This is a genomic window from Desulfovibrio faecalis (assembly GCF_053570625.1).
Genome location: NZ_JBRBQR010000001.1, coordinates 2,309,361 through 2,331,303 on the forward strand (window position 1 = coordinate 2,309,361; position 21,943 = coordinate 2,331,303).

12 protein-coding genes and 2 pseudogenes are annotated in these 21,943 nt (G+C 55.7%); 6 read left to right on the plus strand and 8 right to left on the minus strand.

Going from position 1 to position 21,943, the window contains the following annotated elements; translation table 11 throughout:
* Positions 1-19: 19 nt before the first annotated feature.
* Positions 20-1,744: an autotransporter outer membrane beta-barrel domain-containing protein gene (locus tag ACUZ79_RS10175; protein WP_449251519.1), complete on the minus strand. Its 1,725-nt coding sequence runs from the start codon at positions 1,742-1,744 to the stop codon at positions 20-22.
* Positions 1,745-1,910: 166 nt separating this feature from the next.
* Between ACUZ79_RS10175 and ACUZ79_RS10180 the strand changes: the two genes are divergently transcribed.
* A complete protein-coding gene (locus ACUZ79_RS10180) occupies positions 1,911-3,146 on the plus strand; it encodes an ISL3 family transposase (RefSeq protein ID WP_096152604.1) in 1,236 nt (411 codons plus the stop codon).
* Here ACUZ79_RS10180 and ACUZ79_RS10185 read toward each other — a convergent pair.
* The 4 genes and pseudogenes from ACUZ79_RS10185 to ACUZ79_RS10200 form a co-directional block, all read right to left on the minus strand.
* Complete coding sequence (locus tag ACUZ79_RS10185) at positions 3,128-4,570, minus strand: S8 family peptidase (protein ID WP_449251520.1); 1,443 nt, start codon at positions 4,568-4,570, stop codon at positions 3,128-3,130. The genes ACUZ79_RS10180 and ACUZ79_RS10185 overlap by 19 nt on opposite strands.
* Positions 4,571-4,961: 391 nt before the next feature.
* Positions 4,962-6,032 (minus strand): 2,3-butanediol dehydrogenase, encoded by a 1,071-nt coding sequence (locus tag ACUZ79_RS10190; RefSeq protein ID WP_449251521.1) that lies wholly within the window; start codon positions 6,030-6,032, stop codon positions 4,962-4,964.
* A 312-nt stretch (positions 6,033-6,344) separates the two neighbouring features.
* Positions 6,345-7,460, minus strand: a pseudogene (locus tag ACUZ79_RS10195) (methyl-accepting chemotaxis protein); the annotation flags it as partial.
* A 36-nt stretch (positions 7,461-7,496) separates the two neighbouring features.
* Positions 7,497-8,629: pseudogene (locus ACUZ79_RS10200) on the minus strand (ISL3 family transposase); the annotation flags it as partial.
* Here ACUZ79_RS10200 and ACUZ79_RS10205 point away from each other — a divergent pair.
* The 4 genes from ACUZ79_RS10205 (at position 8,621) to ACUZ79_RS10220 (ending at position 12,558) form a co-directional block, all read left to right on the plus strand.
* A complete protein-coding gene (locus ACUZ79_RS10205; RefSeq protein ID WP_449251522.1) occupies positions 8,621-8,980 on the plus strand; it encodes a methyl-accepting chemotaxis protein in 360 nt (119 codons plus the stop codon). The pseudogene ACUZ79_RS10200 and the gene ACUZ79_RS10205 sit on opposite strands and share 9 nt — an antisense overlap.
* An 822-nt stretch (positions 8,981-9,802) precedes the next feature.
* Positions 9,803-10,483, plus strand: a complete 681-nt coding sequence (locus tag ACUZ79_RS10210) for an MCP four helix bundle domain-containing protein (protein WP_449251523.1) — start codon at positions 9,803-9,805, stop codon at positions 10,481-10,483.
* Positions 10,484-10,516: 33 nt separating this feature from the next.
* Positions 10,517-11,752 (plus strand): ISL3 family transposase, encoded by a 1,236-nt coding sequence (locus ACUZ79_RS10215; RefSeq protein WP_096152604.1) that lies wholly within the window; start codon positions 10,517-10,519, stop codon positions 11,750-11,752.
* Between the two features lie 53 nt (positions 11,753-11,805).
* Complete coding sequence (locus tag ACUZ79_RS10220) at positions 11,806-12,558, plus strand: iron-containing alcohol dehydrogenase (protein WP_449252175.1); 753 nt, start codon at positions 11,806-11,808, stop codon at positions 12,556-12,558.
* Positions 12,559-12,681: 123 nt separating this feature from the next.
* Here the strand turns inward: ACUZ79_RS10220 and ACUZ79_RS10225 are convergent, their stop codons facing one another.
* The 3 genes from ACUZ79_RS10225 to ACUZ79_RS10235 all read right to left on the minus strand — a co-directional run bounded on the left by ACUZ79_RS10225 (position 12,682) and on the right by ACUZ79_RS10235 (position 20,745).
* Positions 12,682-14,787 (minus strand): right-handed parallel beta-helix repeat-containing protein, encoded by a 2,106-nt coding sequence (locus ACUZ79_RS10225; RefSeq protein WP_449251524.1) that lies wholly within the window; start codon positions 14,785-14,787, stop codon positions 12,682-12,684.
* 3 nt (positions 14,788-14,790) lie between these two features.
* Positions 14,791-15,822 carry a glycosyl hydrolase gene (locus ACUZ79_RS10230; RefSeq protein ID WP_449251525.1) on the minus strand — a complete coding sequence of 344 codons (1,032 nt, stop codon included), beginning with the start codon at positions 15,820-15,822 and terminating at the stop codon, positions 14,791-14,793.
* A 78-nt stretch (positions 15,823-15,900) separates the two neighbouring features.
* On the minus strand, positions 15,901-20,745 hold the full coding sequence (locus ACUZ79_RS10235; RefSeq protein ID WP_449251526.1) for a hypothetical protein: 4,845 nt from the start codon (positions 20,743-20,745) through the stop codon (positions 15,901-15,903).
* A gap of 14 nt (positions 20,746-20,759) precedes the next feature.
* Between ACUZ79_RS10235 and ACUZ79_RS10240 the strand changes: the two genes are divergently transcribed.
* The gene (locus ACUZ79_RS10240) at positions 20,760-21,800 is read left to right on the plus strand and encodes an IS630 family transposase (protein ID WP_209817615.1); all 1,041 of its coding nucleotides are present in this window, start codon (positions 20,760-20,762) and stop codon (positions 21,798-21,800) included.
* Positions 21,801-21,943: the final 143 nt, after the last annotated feature.

The following is a 21,943-nucleotide window of genomic DNA, read 5'->3' on the forward strand; positions in this document are numbered from 1 at the left end:
TGAATCATGCAAACAGCCGCTAAAATTCCAGGCCACAACTGAAGCCGCCGAAGCAGGAAGAACTCTGAGATCGAAATAACTCCGCTCCAAGCTCAACCTGAGCAAAAAAACCACTGGTATGGCTCCCCCGCACACTGCTATGAATCAGCATGGCGTCCCGGCCCGGCATATCTGACCGGCTTTCAAAACCAGGACTGTATCCCTTGAATCTGGCGCTGCTGCTGAACGTTCCCTCGAGCCAGTCATGCCGCCAGCCTGCCAGAGTATCCCATGCGAGCGTTGTGCCATTATCCAGGGTGCGGGCAAGATTTGCATGCGCCCCCAAGACTGACGAGAGATTGTTGTAAGTGGCGGCATCAACCCTGAGTGCTGAGGCCCCGGAGCCGCCCTCGGTAAATCCCGGCCTGGAACTCAGGCTATATTCCAGCCATGTCAGAGGGCCAGCTTCCACGCCGCCCCAGGAGGTTGCCCAGTTCCAGTCCTTGCCGCCGCCAGCAAGCGTATCTGCTGTCAGGCCCGTCCATCTGCTGCTGTGATTGCGCGCATAGCCATTGAAGTTGACGGCCCGCTGCATCTGCACATCCTCAAAGCCCACGCGGGCCATGCCCATCACATAGGCACCATCCCACCAGCGAGGCTTGAACAGCGCGTGCCCGCCAACAGATGCGGCCAGAGTTTCCGCCCTTGCCTCGCCCGCACTATGGATTTCCGTGCGGCGGCCTGCGAGCGCCACATCAAATCCTGCTGTCAGTCCGCTCTCCCACAGGCGGTCAACACCAAGGGCCGACCCCGCACCAGACGCCGTAAAGCCCGCTGAGCCGCCATTGGCGTTCATGTTGCTGTAGCTGCCAAAGGGCAGCGCCCATGCCTGCCAGCCAGCAGCTTCATCACCGCTGGACACGCCAGTGCCGTTCACGCCTTGCGGGCCGCTGGCCCCCAAGAAGCGCCGCACCATAAGCAGGTTAAGTTGCCGCTGCGCTTCAAGCCCGGCCCGAGCCACGGCATCATAGCTGTTGGGGCTCAACTGCTCCATTGCCGGAGCAATGCCGCTGCCGGATGCATCGCTCCAGTCCAGAGCCTGAAACAGGTTTTGCATGTCGCCTGTTGCCTGCCCTGCTATCTGGTAAAGAGCGCGTCCAACGCGGCTTGTTGTGGTACTGTCGGCATAGCGGCTGTACGCGTTTGATGCACGTTGCTGGCCCAATGATGCCGCCCCGAGTCCATTGCTTGATGCAACACTGAAATTTAGTGTTGGCGAAGAAGAACTAACCCCAACGCTGTTAAATGCGCCTGTGGAGCTTGTTGCCTGCACACTGTTCATACTTATTGAATAGTTTTCTGCATAAAATCCCGGCGAAGGAGAAAACCGCAGGGCTCCGTCAAGAGTTGCAGAGTTTGCACTGAGCACAGAATATTGATTATTGGAATTGAAACCGATTTGCAGCGTGCCCTGACCTGACTGGGTGTAATTATTTACCGTGAGCGTCAGGCCGCGATAGCCCGGAGCAACAGTGCCGTAATTGACGACTTTCTTCTGTATTACCCCATCACCCAGCAATACACCGCCCTGGCGCACGAGCACATCGCTGTTTTGCAGTACGCCGCCAGTGCCGTCTGCCCTTTTGCTCACGGCCAGGCCTCCGCCGTCAACCACGGTAGCCCCGGAATAGCTATTGATGCCGCTGAGAACCAGCAGGCCAGCCCCCGTTTTACGCAAGCCCACGTCCTTGCCGCGCAGGGCCATGGCGTCCGCCCCGGCCAGAAAACTGGCATGATGGTAGGCATCATTCCACTGGCGCTGGCTGATATCATTGCTGAATTCGGCGAAGTAGCCCTTGGTGTTAAACGTTTGGCTCTTCCGGGTTTTCCGTGGGTAGCTGATCTGCTAATGTCCTTCCCGGAGGGCACCAATGAAGGATACGGACCTATATTTTCGGATTCTCGGGCTGACCGAGCCCTGGTTTGTTGAGGCTGTTGAACTGGACACGGCGGAAGGTCGGGTAGACATCCGCGTGGAGCATGGTCCTGGTGTTCGCTGGTTTTGCCCTACTTGTGGTCGAGAGCTGGCTTGCCGCGACCATGCCGAGCCTCGTGTCTGGCGCCATCTGGACACGTGCCAGTTCAAGACGTTCCTGCATGCTCGGATTCCCCGAGTGGACTGCCCCGAGCATGGCGTCCTTCAGGTCAACGTGCCTTGGGCCGAGTCCAAGGCACGTTTCACCATATTGATGGAGCGATTGATCATCGACGTGCTGACCGAGTGCGCCACCGTAACAGGAGCGCGGCGCATCCTGCGCATCACCTGGGACGAAGCATGGGGTGTCATGGAAAGGGCGGTGCGCCGGGGCCGGGAGCGCAAGCAATCGAATCCCTCGCGGTATCTTGGCGTTGACGAGAAGGCATTCCGCAAGGGGCACGACTATGTGACCGTGGTTTGTGATCTGATCGGCAGCACGGTGGAGTATGTGGCCGACGAGCGTAAGGCCGAAAGCCTTGAGGGGTACTACCTTCAGTTCACCAAGGCGCAGTTGGAGCGGATCAAGGCCGTGGCCATGGACATGTGGGAGCCCTATTTTAAAGCTACGCTCAAACATGTGCCGGACGCGGCGGGGAAAATCGTTCACGATCGGTTCCACGTCATGAAACACGTAGGCGAGGCTGTGGACCGGGTACGCAAGCAAGAGCACCGCGAACTCACAAGTCAGGATGACCATCGACTCAAGGGCACGAAATTCCTCTGGCTATACCGGGAGGAGAATCTGCCGGACAAACACCGGCCAGCCCTGGAGGCCTTGAAGACAGCGAACCTCAAGGTGGCCAAGGCCTGGGCCATGAAGGAAAGCCTGAACGACGTCTGGAAGTACCTGAGCACGGGATGGGCCAGACGTTTTGTGAAGCGATGGCTGGTCTGGGTGAACAGGTCAGATCTTGCCCCAATGCGCAAAGTGGGCGGACTGATTCAGAGACATCTTGAGAACATCCTGACCTTCTGCCGCCACAGGATCACCAACGGCGTGGCCGAGGGCCTCAACAGCAAGATCATGGCCATCAAGAGGAAGGCTTGCGGTTATAGGAACCGGGAGCATTTCAAGACAGCCATCTACTTCTTCTGTGGCGGTCTAAACCTCTACCCGGCCAGTTCCTGACAGGGGTTACCCACGGAAAACCCGGAAGAACCAAACGTTTCAAGCGCATAATTGCCAGGGCCCAGTTCAGACAACGTCACCACATCCGTAGCTGACATGCGGTTGGCATCCAGCCGGGCGATGCCACGCACGGCCTTGCCCGCGTCCAGCAACCCCTGACCAAACACGTCTTCCTTTGTCAGGTCGTTCACTGCTTTCTTGCCCTGATCAACCAGCGCTTTCAAAGCATCTGCCGTTGCGCCTTGATAAACTTGTTCAATCCACTGTTTGATTGTCACATCATTCGGAGCAGGAACACTGTGATCTATAACAGCAATAATAACCTTATTGGGATTACCATCTTTATCAACAGTATATTGAACAAGGTGCGTGGGCGCTACATAATTACTATCCGCAGAGGTCAACACAGCATCAGCCAGCTGTTTGCCGGTCATCCAGGGAAAAGCCTGCGCCACCAGGCCCACAGTGCCGCTCACATAAGGCGCTGCCATGCTGGTGCCGCTGTCCAGCATATAGCCGTTGGTGGCGGCATTGAGCGAATTGATATCGCTGCCGGGAGCCGCAACGGTCCAAAGATAGGCTTTGCTCCCAAGGTTACTGAAATAACTGACCCCAGACGGACCAATAGTGCGTGTTCCGTCCGTCGCTGTAGTGATCCCGGCAATATTAAGGGAAACCACGCTGATCCAGCCTGTGAGGTCCGGCGCATAACGCGGCATCATGCCCTCAACACTGGGAGCGATCATACTGTTGTTGCCGGCGGCAAACACAATGACTTTGCCGTAATCGTCACTGAGCTTGCGGAGTGCTCTGATTTCACCATTCTGGCCAGATATGACATCTGCTGGAATGTCTTTGGCAGGGTCAAGCGATGGATAAAAATCCGTACCCCAACTGTTGTTGATGACGCGAATATCCGGATACGCAGCAAAGAGGCTCAACAAATCAGGCGAAACAAGATTCTCGTTGCTGGCTGAAGCTTTCCCAAGTGTGACCGCCGAAACAAGGTCGGCGTCAAAAGCCACACCGTGCATGCCAACACCATTACGCATAGCAGCCATGATGCCCGCCACATGACTGCCATGCGTATCGTATGCCCAGTTTGGCACGTATGGCAGACCTGTTGTCTCATCGAGAGGCAAGGCCATCATTATGACTTTTCCAGCCAATTCCGGGTGGTCGCCGCGTACGGAAGTGTCAATCATGCCCATCGTGGTGCCAGCCCCGGTATATCCCAGAGCGTATGCATCGGCAGCGTGAATGAAATCCAACCCTGTGCTGTTCCAGTATTCACTGGTTTTAAAACTGTCAGCGCTCGCTGCATTGCTAGAAACCGATATACTTAATGTAAACAGAAACAAAAGGAGAATCTGAAACAACGCAGGACAAAAACGCACCCAATATCCGCACAAATACTGAACCATGAATGCTCCGGCAGGGCTAAATGGAATTTTTTGTCCTTTAAGGTGTTGCGAGAATTCGCTCCTTACTTCAGGTTCATGCCGTTGACTGATTGGTTTCCAGACGGGGCGGCAGAATACTTGCGCCATCGTCGATGACGCTTACTATCAAAAATATCTTTTTATTTAAATAGATTATTTTTTACAAATTTTTTTCTGCTTCCTGTTTGAAACGAGACGACTTTTTGCGGCTGATCACTCTGCCCTGAAAACAACACTGTTCAATTTTTGCACTGCCTTCAAACTAACCGAGGGGTTCCGGACCATTCCGCAACCCCTCTTTCATATCCTGCCCCGCGCACAAATAACTGTGGCAAAACAGCAGGATTATCCCTCATACGCGCCGTCGAGCGCGTCAGGGACGCACAAGTATCTTGATGTTTTCGTCCTTGTTGTTGATCAGCTCAAGAAAGCCCTTTTCCATGATGTCCTTCAGCTCGATCTTACCGGTAATCAGGTTTTCGGCCTTGATGACGCCCTTGGCCATGAGCGCGGCAAGGCCCTTGAAATCCTCAATGGTGTAGGCCAGCGTACCCATGACCTTTTTGTCCGTGCCGCTGAGGCTGAAAAAGTTGAAAGAGCTGGGTTCTTCAAAAATACCCACAATAATGGCCGTTCCGGTGTTGCGCAGCACATCTATGGCCAGCGGCCCTGTGTGCTTGTTGCCGATGCACTCAAAGGAAACATCGGCCCCGGAGCCGCCTGTCAGTTCTTTCACCTTTGCAATAGGGTCGCATTCCTTGGGGTTCACCACAATGTCTGCCCCGCACTCCATTGCTTTGGCAATGCGCGCACGGGACATTTCAAGCACAATAATCTTGCCCGCGCCAGCGGCTTTGGCAGCCATAATGGTGCCTAGGCCTATGGTTCCCGCGCCAAGCACCACCACATTGAGGCCCAGAATGCTACCCGCCATCCGCACAGCCTTAAAGCCGGTGGCAAGGGGTTCCATGACTGCTCCGGCCTCGGGCGAAACACCCTCTGGCATGATAAAACACAATTCCGCAGGTACATTCACATAGGGAGCGAATGCGCCGTCATTGTGCAGGCCCGTAAAGGCAAGCTTTTCACAAACATTGTAACGCCCTTCGCGGCAAGGCTGACACTCGCCGCAGTGCTGGCAGGCATCTGGTGCAACCATGTCGCCCACCTTCACATTGGCAACGCCGCTGCCTACCGCCACAACCTTGCCGCTGAACTCGTGCCCGAGAATGACGCTCCCCTGCTTGCCCGTAAGCGGATGCGGGGCCTCGGTGGGAATAAATATGGGGCCAGCCAGGTACTCGTGCAGATCCGAGCCGCAGATGCCGCACCAATCGACCTTGACCTGAACCCAACCGGGAGCCGGAGCGGGGGGAACGGGTACAGTTTCAACACGGATGTCTTTTTTGCCGTGCCAAACTGCCGCCTGCATGGTTTGCGCCATAACTGCCTCGCTTGTTAGATGTTGAATCCGAATGCTTCCTTCTTTGCACAGGTCATGCCGCAAAATTCGCGACAGTAGCGGATGAGCGGACATACCCGGCAGGCCTTGGCCCTGCTCAATTGAGAAAATTTGCACATGCAGACAGGCATGCCGGAGCCACTGACAGTGTTCTGAAGTGGAACAAGGAAAGACCATGGTGGACGGAAGTGGAACAGAGAGATCAACAGGTCGCGAGGCGGTATACGCAAGTGGCTGCCACACAAAAGACCGCCCATTTCTGAGCGGTCTTCCGAAGGAACGGGATTGAGAGGGTTATCCGTTCTTCATTTCAACTATAAGCCGCTGTAATGCCTGGGACTGCTGCGCAAGGTCAGCTACAGATGCAGATGCCTGTTCCATTGCCTGAGCTGTTTCAGCAGAAATAGTAGCTACCTGCTCCACAGAATGGTTAATTTCCTCACTAGCAGCAGATTGTTGTTCACTGGCGGTTGCAATAGATTGCACCTGGTCATTTACCATGTGAACAAATTCCAGAATCTGCTTGAGCGATTCGCCGGACTTGGCCGAGAGCTTTGCGGCTTCTTCAATGGACACGCCAGCCTGCTCTACGTTGTAGATATTCTTGCGTGTACCCTCCTGAATACCTGTGATGGCATTGCCCACTTCCTGGGTAGCGGTCATGGTCTTTTCAGCAAGCTTGCGTACTTCATCGGCAACCACAGCAAAACCGCGTCCGGCATCACCAGCCCGAGCGGCTTCAATGGCAGCATTGAGAGCCAGCAAATTGGTCTGATCAGCGATATCAGCGATCACCCCCATGATCTGCCCGATACCTTCAGCCTGCTTACCAAGAACATCCATATCTTCCTTGATCGCGATGGACTGGGCGTGCACAGCTTCGATGCTCTTAACAGCGTCAGTGACAATTTTAGATCCTTCCTGGGCCTGCTGGCGAGCCTGATGAGAAACATCTGCAGCCTGTTGGGCATTACGGGCAACTTCCAGAACTGTTGCATTCATTTCTTCCATGGCGGTTGCTGTTTCGCGCACACGGCCCGACTGCTCATCTGCACCACGGCTTGACTGCTCAATCTGCGCTGAGAGTTCTTCCGAAGCGGAAGATACCACCTGAACAACGCCCTCAAGTTGCTGCGCAGCCTGAAGCATACCTTCTGCCTTGGCCCGTTCAGCTTTTCGCGTAGCTTCTTCTGCGAGCACAGTAGCTTCTTGCGCAGCTTTCGCCTGTTGCTCTGCTTGTTGGGACTTGCTATCTGCCTCAGCAATCTTGGCTTTAAGGTTACTGACCATTTTGATCAGCACACCGTAAACACCACCATCCCCAGAGTACGGCTTGAAAGTCAGATCAAGCTGGCCTGAAGCAATTTCAGAGGCTACTTGATGCAGGTAACCGGGATCTTCCCCTAACTGTTTGGGTTCTTCCGGGTTTTCCGTGGGTAACCCCTGTCAGGAACTGGCCGGGTAGAGGTTTAGACCGCCACAGAAGAAGTAGATGGCTGTCTTGAAATGCTCCCGGTTCCTATAACCGCAAGCCTTCCTCTTGATGGCCATGATCTTGCTGTTGAGGCCCTCGGCCACGCCGTTGGTGATCCTGTGGCGGCAGAAGGTCAGGATGTTCTCAAGATGTCTCTGAATCAGTCCGCCCACTTTGCGCATTGGGGCAAGATCTGACCTGTTCACCCAGACCAGCCATCGCTTCACAAAACGTCTGGCCCATCCCGTGCTCAGGTACTTCCAGACGTCGTTCAGGCTTTCCTTCATGGCCCAGGCCTTGGCCACCTTGAGGTTCGCTGTCTTCAAGGCCTCCAGGGCTGGCCGGTGTTTGTCCGGCAGATTCTCCTCCCGGTATAGCCAGAGGAATTTCGTGCCCTTGAGTCGATGGTCATCCTGACTTGTGAGTTCGCGGTGCTCTTGCTTGCGTACCCGGTCCACAGCCTCGCCTACGTGTTTCATGACGTGGAACCGATCGTGAACGATTTTCCCCGCCGCGTCCGGCACATGTTTGAGCGTAGCTTTAAAATAGGGCTCCCACATGTCCATGGCCACGGCCTTGATCCGCTCCAACTGCGCCTTGGTGAACTGAAGGTAGTACCCCTCAAGGCTTTCGGCCTTACGCTCGTCGGCCACATACTCCACCGTGCTGCCGATCAGATCACAAACCACGGTCACATAGTCGTGCCCCTTGCGGAATGCCTTCTCGTCAACGCCAAGATACCGCGAGGGATCGATTGCTTGCGCTCCCGGCCCCGGCGCACCGCCCTTTCCATGACACCCCATGCTTCGTCCCAGGTGATGCGCAGGATGCGCCGCGCTCCTGTTACGGTGGCGCACTCGGTCAGCACGTCGATGATCAATCGCTCCATCAATATGGTGAAACGTGCCTTGGACTCGGCCCAAGGCACGTTGACCTGAAGGACGCCATGCTCGGGGCAGTCCACTCGGGGAATCCGAGCATGCAGGAACGTCTTGAACTGGCACGTGTCCAGATGGCGCCAGACACGAGGCTCGGCATGGTCGCGGCAAGCCAGCTCTCGACCACAAGTAGGGCAAAACCAGCGAACACCAGGACCATGCTCCAAAGAGCCCAAACAATATTGGGTATTCAGGAGGGGACGCGCAAGAATATCCACAACGTAGAGCAGGCTGGCGTGTCCATTGAAGAAGCCGCAAAGCTCTCGGCCAAGTCCGGCGAATCGCTCAAGCAGATTCTGGAATTTGTTCACATGGTAAATGACCAGGTGCAATCTATTGCAACCGCCAGTGAACAACAATCCGCTGCAAGTGAGGAAATTAACCATTCTGTGGAGCAGGTAGCTACTATTTCTGCCGAAACAGCTCAGGCAATGGAACAGGCATCTACAGCTGTAGCTGATCTTGCGCAGCAGTCCCAGGCATTACAGCGGCTCATAGTTGAAATGAAGAACGGATGACCCTCTCAATCCCGTTCCTTTGGAAGACCGCCCAGAAATGGGCGGTGTTTTTATGCGTCGCACCTCGTTAACGCTCCTCCATTGCTGGTGGCATGGATGGCAATTGGCAGGGGTAACGTATGTAATGCTAATTGTGTCAATTGGTTATGTTTATATTTCCCAATTTGAATAACAACTCATGCATGTGATTTGTGGAAGAAACTGCCGGAAGTGGAATGGAGTTAGTTTGCGTTTGGAGTGAATTGCAATTTTTCATAAAAATCATGTAACTAGAAATATTAATCAACGTTGCATCAGTGATGCAAATTTTTGAAGACATGCGGTAGTTTTGTGTGAGTGTGGCATTGCAATGTTTCGCAGAATAATTTGAGAGTATATTTAGAGTATGTTGCATACTGTTTTGATGTTTAATAATACAATAAGGATTATTTATTGATGTTGAAGATAAATAAGTTTAATTTATATTATGTTGTAAGTCAGGTGGTCTACGCATGTTTGTAAAATACTTTCCTATGAATAAAATTGAAGTGTTTTGATCTATAGTAAGGTTATCTGTAAAAAAATAATATTAATTTATATTGCTGTGTTGTCTCTATTTATTAACATTAAGTTTACTATCAGAGGTATGGGGTAATGCTGAGGTTTAATAATTGTCATTTAAAATCATTAGAAATATGTTATTATCTAATTTGTTAGGATGTTGGATGTAAGTAAAATAACATATATTGAATTTGTAAATGCAGAGATATTTTGGCGATCTGCTTATTGGCGTTGTGCTGATGGCCAGTTTTCTTCGCAATAAAGTACATATTGGGGGATATGATGAGTCAGTTTTTTTCCATGAAGCTTCAGGGTAAGATGTTGATGGCATTTATGGCGGTCACCCTTATCACAATATGTGTGGGTGTGTTTGCGATTTCAAAAATGGAGCAGATGGAGGAAGCAGATGCACGGCTTTACACTCGTGCAACTGAGCCGATGAAAGATCTTGTTTCCATGATGGAAAATTTTATGAAGATGCGCATACTTCTTCGGGAATTAGTTTTGGATGAAGAAATTAAGGATTTTAAGCCTTACCTTGAAGAAATTGCTACTATGCGTTCCACTTTTAGTGTAAACCTAAAAAATGTTGAAGTAACTCTCATCTCAGCCAATAGCCGGGAACAGTATGAACGCTTTATGAAGGTATTGCTCGCTTACAGGAGCAGCGCCGACAAGCTTGTTAACCTTGCCACTAACCGTAACTACATTGAAGCTAAAGATTTTATGCTAAGTGATACGTCGCGAACTGGTCTTGATCTCCAAAAAGAGATCAAAGAGATGGTCGCTACAAAGGTTAGCAATGGTAAGCGGCAAGCCGATGACAATAGAGAACTTGCTCAATTTTCGGCCAGGTTGCTGTATGGAGCTATTGGCTTTGGCGTTTTGTTTTCTTTAGCTCTTGGCATTCTGCTAACTCGGAGTGTGCTCAAACAGTGGCTCTTCCGGGTTTTCCGTGGGTAGCTGATCTGCTAATGTCCTTCCCGGAGGGCACCAATGAAGGATACGGACCTATATTTTCGGATTCTCGGGCTGACCGAGCCCTGGTTTGTTGAGGCTGTTGAACTGGACACGGCGGAAGGTCGGGTAGACATCCGCGTGGAGCATGGTCCTGGTGTTCGCTGGTTTTGCCCTACTTGTGGTCGAGAGCTGGCTTGCCGCGACCATGCCGAGCCTCGTGTCTGGCGCCATCTGGACACGTGCCAGTTCAAGACGTTCCTGCATGCTCGGATTCCCCGAGTGGACTGCCCCGAGCATGGCGTCCTTCAGGTCAACGTGCCTTGGGCCGAGTCCAAGGCACGTTTCACCATATTGATGGAGCGATTGATCATCGACGTGCTGACCGAGTGCGCCACCGTAACAGGAGCGCGGCGCATCCTGCGCATCACCTGGGACGAAGCATGGGGTGTCATGGAAAGGGCGGTGCGCCGGGGCCGGGAGCGCAAGCAATCGAATCCCTCGCGGTATCTTGGCGTTGACGAGAAGGCATTCCGCAAGGGGCACGACTATGTGACCGTGGTTTGTGATCTGATCGGCAGCACGGTGGAGTATGTGGCCGACGAGCGTAAGGCCGAAAGCCTTGAGGGGTACTACCTTCAGTTCACCAAGGCGCAGTTGGAGCGGATCAAGGCCGTGGCCATGGACATGTGGGAGCCCTATTTTAAAGCTACGCTCAAACATGTGCCGGACGCGGCGGGGAAAATCGTTCACGATCGGTTCCACGTCATGAAACACGTAGGCGAGGCTGTGGACCGGGTACGCAAGCAAGAGCACCGCGAACTCACAAGTCAGGATGACCATCGACTCAAGGGCACGAAATTCCTCTGGCTATACCGGGAGGAGAATCTGCCGGACAAACACCGGCCAGCCCTGGAGGCCTTGAAGACAGCGAACCTCAAGGTGGCCAAGGCCTGGGCCATGAAGGAAAGCCTGAACGACGTCTGGAAGTACCTGAGCACGGGATGGGCCAGACGTTTTGTGAAGCGATGGCTGGTCTGGGTGAACAGGTCAGATCTTGCCCCAATGCGCAAAGTGGGCGGACTGATTCAGAGACATCTTGAGAACATCCTGACCTTCTGCCGCCACAGGATCACCAACGGCGTGGCCGAGGGCCTCAACAGCAAGATCATGGCCATCAAGAGGAAGGCTTGCGGTTATAGGAACCGGGAGCATTTCAAGACAGCCATCTACTTCTTCTGTGGCGGTCTAAACCTCTACCCGGCCAGTTCCTGACAGGGGTTACCCACGGAAAACCCGGAAGAACCAGAAAAACAACGCTTGTCGCCATCCCCACCACCAGCGGAACAGGTTCGGAAGTGACCTCCATTGCGGTCATCACCGACAAGGTCAATTCGGTGAAAATTCCGCTGAATGACGAAATGCTCATTCCTGACGCCGCCATCCTTGACGCCCGATTTACGCGTACCGTGCCCCCGCACGTGACCGCCGCAACCGGTATGGATGTGCTGACCCATGCGGTGGAAGCCTACACTTCGCGCTACAGCAACGTGTTTACAGCTATCTACGCGGAGCAGGCCATCCGCAATGTTTTTTCCTACCTCAAGCGCGCCTATGACCACGGCGACGACATGACCGCGCGCGACAACATGCTCATCGGCTCGTGCATGGCCGGGCTGGCATTTACCAACAGCGGCCTTGGCGTTACCCACAGCATGGCCCACAGCCTGGGCGGCCTGTTCCACATTCCGCATGGCCTTGCCAATGCCGTGCTGCTGCCCTTTGTCATAGGCTTCAACAGCTTTGACGCAGGCGTCAAATACACAGAAATTGCTGCCTTTATCGGCCTTGAAAGCACCACGGTGGAAGAAGGCACGCGCAACCTGATAAACGCCGTGCGCGACCTCAACACGTCCATGAAGATTCCCGCACGGGTACGCGAGCTTAAAGTTGACGAACAGGTCTACCGTCAAAGCCTGGATTCCATGGCCGCCAACGCGCTGGAAGACATCTGCACCAGCAGCAACCCGCGCATGCCCTCGCACGATGATATCGTCACCCTGCTCGAACAGGCTTGGTAGCACAGGCGTAAGAGCTGGTCTGCCGGATTTTCTGCAAACGCCCACAAAAAAGGAGTTACCCAAAAGGCGACTCCTTTTTTTGCGCCTGAGAGCGCTTGATGGCAGCGATAGTCTTGTTTGCCGTCAGTACAAGCCGATATTGGGCCTCTGCCCTGCCTGCAAAGGCCTGCCCGCATAATCCGTGTTAAATTCTGTCGGCACGCCAGCGCCAATCAGGGGTGAATCCTGCCCAGGCCTGAACGATGTCTCGCCGCCCACAGGGCCAGATTGCGAGGGGCAGCGGTATGTCCACGGCCCTGTTGATTCGCACTGTTCCTTGACTATGGCGGCTATTTCCGCAAGCCCGGCTGTTTTTACAGAACGGTTTTCGCGCAAGACCTCAAAGAGGTCTATCCACTGATTGGCTGTCCATTCGTTGGCTCCGTGGCTGTATAGCCCCATGATGGAACCGTGGTACTTCAGATAATCCAGATACATGCGCAGCATTTCCTTGAGATTGGGCGTTGGCGCGCCGGGCACGATATCTTTCAGAGAAATGCTTTGCAGGGCAGAGAGATCGACGCGTTCAACGGCAGATAGGAAGCGCTGCGCCATATGGCTGCGCGCAACCTGAAAACCCGTAGACTGCATGGCCTGCCGGATATTTGTATTGCTCTCGCTGTAGGGGCACACAAAAGCCGTGCAGTTTTTTTGCGCAGCATGATACTCCCGCAGGCCTTGCTCAATCTTACGGCGCGATTCAGACAGCATGTAGTGCATGTATGCCCTGGTATCCATGACCAGTTCCGCATTGTGCCGCGCAAAAAAGATATCCTGCTCCTGTACCGGGGCCAGCAGATAGGCGGGAATTTTCTCGTGGCTCAGGCTCACAAGCTCCGCCCTGAGGCCTTTCTCCTGCAACTGACGCACCAGCGCCCCCATGGAAAGATAGGGCTGGACTGCAAGGTCAATAACACACAGCTCCTTGCTGTCCGCAACCACCCGCAATTGCTCTGCCTGATCTATGGACAGAGAGGCTGATGTGCCCGCCGGATCAAACCAGCCAACGCGCAATACCTCGGCAGATGTAATGCTGGCATGCACGGCACCGTGGGAGGCCACTTCAAATCCCGCGTTTACCTCCGGAACAATCATCTGCCAGTATTGCGGAGAGAGCGCGTCCGTATTCAGCGCAAGGGTGATTTTCAGCCCCAGCTTTGCAGCAGCTGGCGTGAGCGAACGCCATACCGGGGCATTAACAGTGTCGTCCACGCAGAGGTTTATCAAGGCATTGCGCCCGCCCACAAAACGGGGAGAGGCCGTGATGCAGTTCACAGCGGTAACTTCCGGCTGCTGGTCGAGAGGCCTGGCCTGCCATTTCATGAAATCGCCGGGCGCTGGCGCGTACAGGCAGCTTTCAAGGCGCGCTTTGGGAGCGGAGGGCGACTGTAAAAACAGACTTGGCTCCGGGCTGAGAAAAAATATGCTGTTGACGGCAGAAATTTGCGCTCCTACCCCGGCCTGACGCATGGCGACAAAACGGCAGGCGGCAAAGAGGCAGTTCACAAAACGCACATCCTGCTCACCCCGCAGCAGCACAGCGCCGCCGGGGTTATCGCGGAACAGGCAGTAAGCCAGAGTCACACGGCTCTTGCGCCCTGCCTGCCCATTGAGCGCCAGCATGGCTGTCGGCTCGGCCCCGCCCGAAAAGGTACAGCCCTGAAACACAAAATCGCCGCCATATACTTCAATGCCCGGCACCGGGCTTTCAGAGGTAAAATGGCAAAATTCAAACCGCCCGGTAAAACCACGCAAATTTATTGCGGCGCTGTCCCCGATGCGAAAGGCAATGCCGCGCCATATGGTATCGGCGCTGTCGGCAAGCACATACCCTGATTTGCCAGCCGGAGCGGCGATAACAACCTGAAGCGCATCTTTGCCGGGTGCGCTGCCCAAAATGGTAAGCCCCGCTGTGGAAACCCGTATGGATTCCCGGTATACTCCCGGCGCAACAACGATGACATCGCCTTTACGGGCTTTTTGCAGCGCGGCGTTGATGCTGCCTAGCGGCCTGTCTGCGCTGAGTCCGTCACCACCGCTGAATCCCGCGCCCACATACAGGCTCCGCGAGGGTTGAACCACGGCCGCAAAAACCGTGCAAAAACTGGCGCACAGCAGCAATACCGCCAGGCACACAATGGTTCCAAAGGTGTGCAAACGCACCTGCATATCACTGCTTTGCGGCGTCATCACTTACTTTCCTGAAATTTTAGCCAGAGATTCCGGCGTGTTGCCGCCAAGACGCCACAGGCTCACATCGCCAAAGCCAAGGCTGCGCCCCACATCGGCCCAATGGGCAAGGGTTTCACCATCCGCATACCAGATTTCGCAACTGCCGCCAGTGGTTCCCCCCTTGGCAAGCAGGGGGCTGCCTGGGGTGTTGTCCGCCGCCTTAAAGTACAGGGCATGGCTGGCTGGGTCGCGCTTGGGCTGTACGCCCGCGCCCTGCGCCCATGCGGCGGCCTTGCGCTCGGTAAGATCCACAACGCCCCTGCCCGTCCAGGCAAAACCGCCCGCAGAAAGCGCCAACCCAGGCTTAACAGGCCAGTGAGCGCACCACTGGGCCAACTGGCGCAAAAAGGCATCGTCAGCCTTGGCCCCCGGCCCGTTGTGATTGCCGTGCAGGTTGTAGGCCATCACCACATACTGCGGGCCTGCGGGCAGATTGCCTTGCAGGTACTTTTGCTTTGGCTCCATGACCAGCCGCAGTTTTTTACCCTGAGCAGCCAGCGTGGCGGAAAGCTCCTGCGCAAATTGCAGCAGCCGGGGCCAGTCATCCATATTGACCCTTTCGTAATCAAGTTCCAGCCCTGTAAAGGGATAGGCCGCCAGCAGGGCCAGCAGATCGCTGCGGTGCGCGGCGCGGCTGGCGTCCGTAGCCATGAGCCGGCTCACAAGGGAGGGGTCCTTTTGCACAGATTTACCGGGGGCTTCAACCACGTCATTAACGACTGAAAGGAACACGCCCTGTGCATTGGGGCTTTGGCCCAGCGAAGCCCCAAGCCCGCCGCGCAAGGCCTTTTTCATGTCATCGGTGAGGAAGGGTCTGCCCTGCCTGTCAAAATACGCGGCAAACATGAGCGCGTTTTTAAAGTTGCCCTGACGCAGTTCAGCAAGCCCGTTGGGCATGTCCCAATCCGCCACCCATGCATCGGCTGCCACCGCCGGAAATGCGCAACACAGCACAAGCAGTCCCGCAGAAGCGGCAGAACGCAGACATTTCATAACAACCTCCCCGGCGCTTTGGCCCGGACGGATTTAACGCAAGGGCCAGACGGCCCGGCGCAGAACACTGAACAGCTCTTAAAAAACGTATTGCAGGTTCAGTGAATATTCATCCATGTTGTAGTCGGGCAGTTCCATACGCCTGTAGCCAAGGGCAAGGCTCCAGTTATCGGCAGGAACCCAGTTCAGATCAAGGCTGTAACGCAGAACCTGCTCCCAGTTTTTGTTCTTGGATATGGCCGTACCATATCCGGCAAAGCCGCGCACGTGCATCTGGTCAAAAAGCGCCACGTCAAACGAGGCCACAGCCATATGGTTGACGTATTCCTGAGGGGCGTAATAGTCGGCAGGATTCCTGTCGCTGTCGGCTGCACTGAACAGATAGCCCACCTGGAGTTGCGGCTTGTCCCACACAATATAGCGGGGGCTGACGGTGCCGCCCACAGTGCGGTTGCCATCCGTGCGCTGGGTGCCGAAGATTTCGGCCTGAAGCACGCCCCAGTCCAGTATGCGGGCCTCGGTATTCAGGCCCAGCCTGTCGGCGTACACACCCTTTTTGACGCTTTCCGCCGTCTCGATTGACTGTCGGCTGTAGCTGAGGGTGTACGGCCCGTTGATGCGCAAGGGATCGACCGAATACACGCCGCGCCAGGCAGCGCGGGCTTCCATAAAGGAAGAACCGCTGTCCGGCTGCACATCGCGCACCATCAGATCAAGCCAATGCTGCTTGAAAGGGAAGTAGCGCAGCCCGATGCCGATGGCGTGACCGTGCAGCGAATTGTGGTCGCTCTTCCACCACAGATCGGAAACCGAAGCCTGGGCAGAGAGATTCTCCTGCAAAAAGGTGGAAGCCTTAAGTTCGTATTCCGCAAAACTGCGCCCGGCATTGTCTGTCCATCCGTGGGGGCTGAACGTGGCCCTGGGCCGCAAAAGCCGCTGCGCGCGATCAAGGAGTTCGTCCGTTCGCGGGTTATCCGGATCAAGCCGCTTTGCTTCGCGCGCAAGCTCGTTGGCATAGGGCGCATCTTCGTCAAACAGCGCGTTGCTGGCGCGGTAATAGGCGTTATCCGCAGGCGAAAGGCCAAGCGAGGCCGCCCGGGCAAAGAGCATTTCCGCACGCGGCAACTGCCCGTGCCAGCTTGCCAGCAATCCCTCTGTCTGCACAGCGAGGCGCGTGGGATGGTTCTGCGGCATGGAGGCTATGGCCTTGGCGTCCAGCTGCGCATACACGTTGCGCACTGGCACAAACAGCGGATCAAGGCTGTTGGTGTGATAGCCGTTGGCAGTGGGCACAAAGGCCACTGCAAAAACCTCGCGGGCAGCCTCGGTATAGGCCTGCCGGATGTCCGCATCGCCGTTGAGGCTGATCTGCCCGTAATCGCCACCGGGGTACATCCACGCCGTCACCGCAAAGCCCTGAGACTGCGCAAGCTGGCGTGCTTCGGCCATGGCTGAAGCCCAGCGGTGTTTCATTTCTTCGACAGTTTCAGGCCGTCCGTCCACCATTGCGCGCCGTGCCCAGAAGCCGCCCCTGCGGCCTGTTACATCCACAATGGTGCGGCCCGAGGTATCCGTGAGCGCCAGTTCCCAGCGGCCTGTGGCCACAAGCCTGCGCAAGAGCGCAGTATTGGGCAGGTCGTCCGGCGTGCCGGGAATAAACGACTGCCTGCTCACCAACAGTACGGCCCTGCCGCCACGTTGAGCCAGAGCGGCGTCTATGGCTTGCAGTTCTTCAGGCCGCGTCTGCCCGATGACGAGCAGCAGAGGTATTTTACCCGGCGCAACAGTGGCCGCGTCAGTGGGTGCAGGAGCCAGAAACTCCGGCAGGGAAACCGGCCGATAGTTTGCGCCAAGCTGATCCAGATAAGCGGCAACATCCTGCGGGGTATAACTTTTGCCGTCCGACTGCGAGGTTATGTTGGCAAAGCACAGGGCCATGCCCGCCCCGTTTGGCCCACGGGCCGAAAGGGATTGCACCACAGGCAGAGCACGGTCGAAACGCGACACTGCGCCGGAATGCACGGCAGACTGCAACTGATAGTGCATGTCGTAAGGATATTCCTGCGCCATATGGCGGGAGATTTTGGCCGCTTCATTGTAGTCATGGCGTTGCAGAGAAATATCCAGCACGCTTTCCAGCGCGTCGCGCTGTATGGTGTTGCGGGCAAGCAGGCCTTCGGCATGCGTCTGCGCATCATCAAGGAGCGATCTGTCGGGCTCAAGCGCAGCCTGACCGCCGGAGCGCAGCTCCGCCAGTTTTTCCCTTTCCTGCGGGGCAAGGCGTTCAGGATCAAGCGTGCCTCGGGCAATTCGTATCTGTTCGCGCTTGAGCTTTTCAAGGCGGTCAGCCTGCATCCTGTACTCATCGCGCAGGGAGCTGTTGTACAGCGATTGCACATAGGCGGAATCCGGATCATCGGCCAGATAGGTCTGCGCGTAGCCGCGCGCCGCAGGGTAGCGGGCTTCAGCCAGTGCGTCTTCGGCCTGACGGCGCAGAGCCGTAAGTTTTTCCGGATCTGGCAGGCCGCTTTGCTGCAAAATGGAAGCCGCCTCCGCCCAGCGGTTCTGGGCGCGCAAAGCTGCCACAAGCAGTGGCGCCACAGGCCTTGTGGTTGCACCCTTGACCATGAGAGAACGGAAAATCGCCTCTGCCCGACCGGCATCGCCCAAGGCAAGGGCGCACTGCCCTTCATACAGCCGGGCGGTAGGCCCTGCGGCATTTTTAAATTCGCCATAAAGCGCGCGGGCGCGGGTGTAGTCTGCCAGCGACATAAAAATATTGAAAACTGCGTACCGTGCGGCAAGATTGCCGGGTTCCGCGCGCAAAAAGTTGTCAAAATGACGCAGAGCCACATCCGTCTGCCCTTCAAGTATCCTGATGCGGCCAAGAATGAATTCATGCCGGGCCGAAGTATTGACAGGGGCCGCGTTCAGATGAATCTCCGCAGCTGTCATATTTCCCTGCATGGCGGCGGCAAGGGCCATACCCAGATGCGCCTCGGGCAGATCGGGGCTGAGCGCAAGCGCACGCTGCCACAAAGGCACCGCAGCCTGCGCGCTGTCGCCAACTGCAAGGCTGAAACCAGCTTCGCTCAACATTTTAGCGGCCTGAGGCGCGGGTATGCCTTGAAGCTGCCTGCTGGCCAGAAGTTCGGGGATCAAGGCAACATTCTGCTGATCCAGCAGCTTGCCCAGATATTCCGACAGCATGGAGAGATAGAGCGACCTGCTCAACTGCAACTGCCCTGCCCCCGCATCAGCGGCGGGAATACTGACCGTGTGGCTTTCCTGCGGCGGATCAAGGGCGAGCAAGGCCCTGGCGCTGGTTTCCACTGCGCGGATGTCGCCGCCTTCAAGCGCGCCTGCGGCAAGGGCCAGCGCGTACCATGGGGCATTGGCGCCCGAGGGGGCAGCCATAGACCGCAACAGCGGGTAAGCCGCAGACCACTGCTTGTCCTTTATCAGATACAAGGCAAGAGAGAATACGGGCATTTCAGGGTACTGCATGCGGAAAAGTTCCATGGCGTCCGCAGTTCTGCCCTGCTGCAACAAGACCGCACACATGGAGGGGCCAGCCTTCTGCCCATGCTGGGGGTCAAGAGCAATGGAATCGCGCCACGAAACATAGGCATCGTCTATTTTTCCGCTGTCCCACAGCTCCCAGCCGTTGTTGCGCATGAGTTCTGCCTGCTGCTCCTGCGGGGCCTGCGCACCGCTGAACCCAAGGCTGGCGACAATCAGCCGGATGTCGTCCTGCGCGTGAACAGCGCTGACATCGTCCACATGCTCCACAACGGCCTGCCGGGCTTTTTGCATGGCATCCCGGTTTTTGCTCTGCCGGGCGAACAGGAATTTGCCAAAATTTACGGCAATGTCATTGCCGCTTGCCTCAAGCCTCTGCTCAAGCGCCTTGAGTTCGGCGGTTTTTCCGGCCTGGGCGAGGCGGTAATAGAGCTGCCCCTGCAAATACAGGTCGTGCGGGGCAATCTTTGCTGCCTTTTCAAGTATATCGCAGGCATCCTTGATGCCGCCAGAGGCGGCGTAGGCATCTGCAGCGCGCACGGCCCAGACCTGCGGGCTGGAAGCCATTCGCCAGCCCTGCTCGTAAACCGTGGCGGCCTTTTTCTGCTCGTTAAGGTTCAGGTAGGCCTGCGCCTTGATGGCGTTCAAGGTTTCCTGACTAAAGCCCCGCGTGGCTGCCTGCCGATAAAAAGCCTCGGCTTCGTCCTGCTTGCCAGCCAGTTGCAGGGCGCGGGCGGTCATGGCCTCAAACACGGCCCGTAACGGTTCCGAGCCATGTGGCCAGTCGTTCTGCCGGCGCAACAGAGCTGCTGCAACGGTGCCGTTGTTGGCAAGGCAGGCCTTGAGCACCGCCTGCTCCTCGTCCGTGAGCTTGCCAACGGCCCCTGCAGCGCGCAGGGCGGGCAAAAAGACAGCGTTGTTCTGATCCTGCCGCTCGGCCAGCAGTTTGAGAAGCTCCGGCGTCACCTGGACGGAAAGACCGCTGAAAAACCTTGCCAGATCAGCGGAAAGGGCCGCTGGATCGCTGGCCCGGCTGCTCTGGATATTTTCTGCCGCAAGGGCCGCAAGCCGCGCATCGTCCGGCCTGGCTTCAAGCGCCAGCGAATAGAAACGCGCGGCATCCTCGTGCCGCGACAGGCGCGAAAGCACAAGGGCCTTTTGCGTGATGAAGGGCAGAAAACCAGGATCCAGATCCATGCCCTTGTCGATTTCGCCCAGAGCCTCCGCGTACATTTCGCGGCTGATGGCATAGTTGGCGCGATTGTAATAGTAGGCTGCCGAGAGCTTTTCCGGTTCCGCGCCTCTTGTCTGCTCCTGCCCCTTTGCGGAATTGGGGTTTTTGACAGGTTCCAGCCCTCTAGTGTTGCGTCCTTCAAATAAATAGATAATAATGCCTCCCATCCAAGGAGGTGTTTATGGCTGCACGAGTCCGGGTCGATTTGAATCAGGAGCAAGCAAGTACGCTGACGATGTGGGTTGGTTCAGGAAAAACAGAGCAACGACTTGCCTTGCGGGCGAAGGTGATTTTGCTGGCCTCAGAAGGTTTGAGCCTGCATAATATTGCTGAAAAAACCGGACTGAACTGGCAAAGCTGCTTGAAATGGCGCAAACGCTTCTTGGAGCAAGGCCTTGATGGGCTCAAAGACAAGCAAGGCCGTGGAAGACCTCAAGAAATTTCAGCAGATGAGCGAGTGAGCGTAGTTGCGCTGGCGTGCACCACTCCGCCTGATGGGAGCACTCGTTGGAGTGTGCGCAAATTGGCGGAGGTGACGGGACACGGGAAGTCCACAGTGCAGAAAATCTTGTCTGAGGCTGTCATCAAGCCGCACAAGACCGCCTATTGGTGTGGAAAAAGTCCTGATCCCGAGTTTGAAGAAAAGCAGGCGGCAATTGTCGGGCTTTACATGAATCCGCCGGAAAACGCGCTGGTTCTGTCGGTTGACGAAAAATCTCAGATACAGGCTCTGGACAGGACGCAGCCCTTGTTACCCATGAAGCCCGGCGCAAGCCGAAGGCTAACGGCAACGTACAAAAGAAACGGCACCACCTGCCTGTTGGCGGCCTTGGCTGTCCACAGTGGTGCCGTCTCAGGTCGCTGTGTTGACAGCGCAACCCATGAAGAATTTCTTTTGTTTTTGAAGCAGTTATATCGAAAGAATCCTGGCAGACATCTGCACGTGATCGTAGACAACTTGGCTGTCCATAAGCACCAGAAAATCAAAGACTGGGTGGCAGGCAAGAGGCGGATCACGCTGCATTTTACGCCAACATATTCTTCCTGGCTGAATCAGATAGAAATCTGGTTCAATATATTCAGCCGAGACGTGATTCGAGGCGGAATTTGGAAGTCAAAACAGGAACTGGTTGATCAGATCATGGACTACATCAAGAGCTACAACCAGCTCTGGGCCAAACCATTCAAGTGGACCTACACGGGAAAACCGTTGACCGCTTGATATGGATCAATTTCGTGGACGCAACACTAGGCTGATCGAGGCGCGCCCGGTTATCCCCAGCCGGAAATTCCTGCGCACAGACAGCGCCTGCGGCAAAGCCGCAGCACAGGGTCAACAGCAGACTGGAATAAAGGAGACTGGCG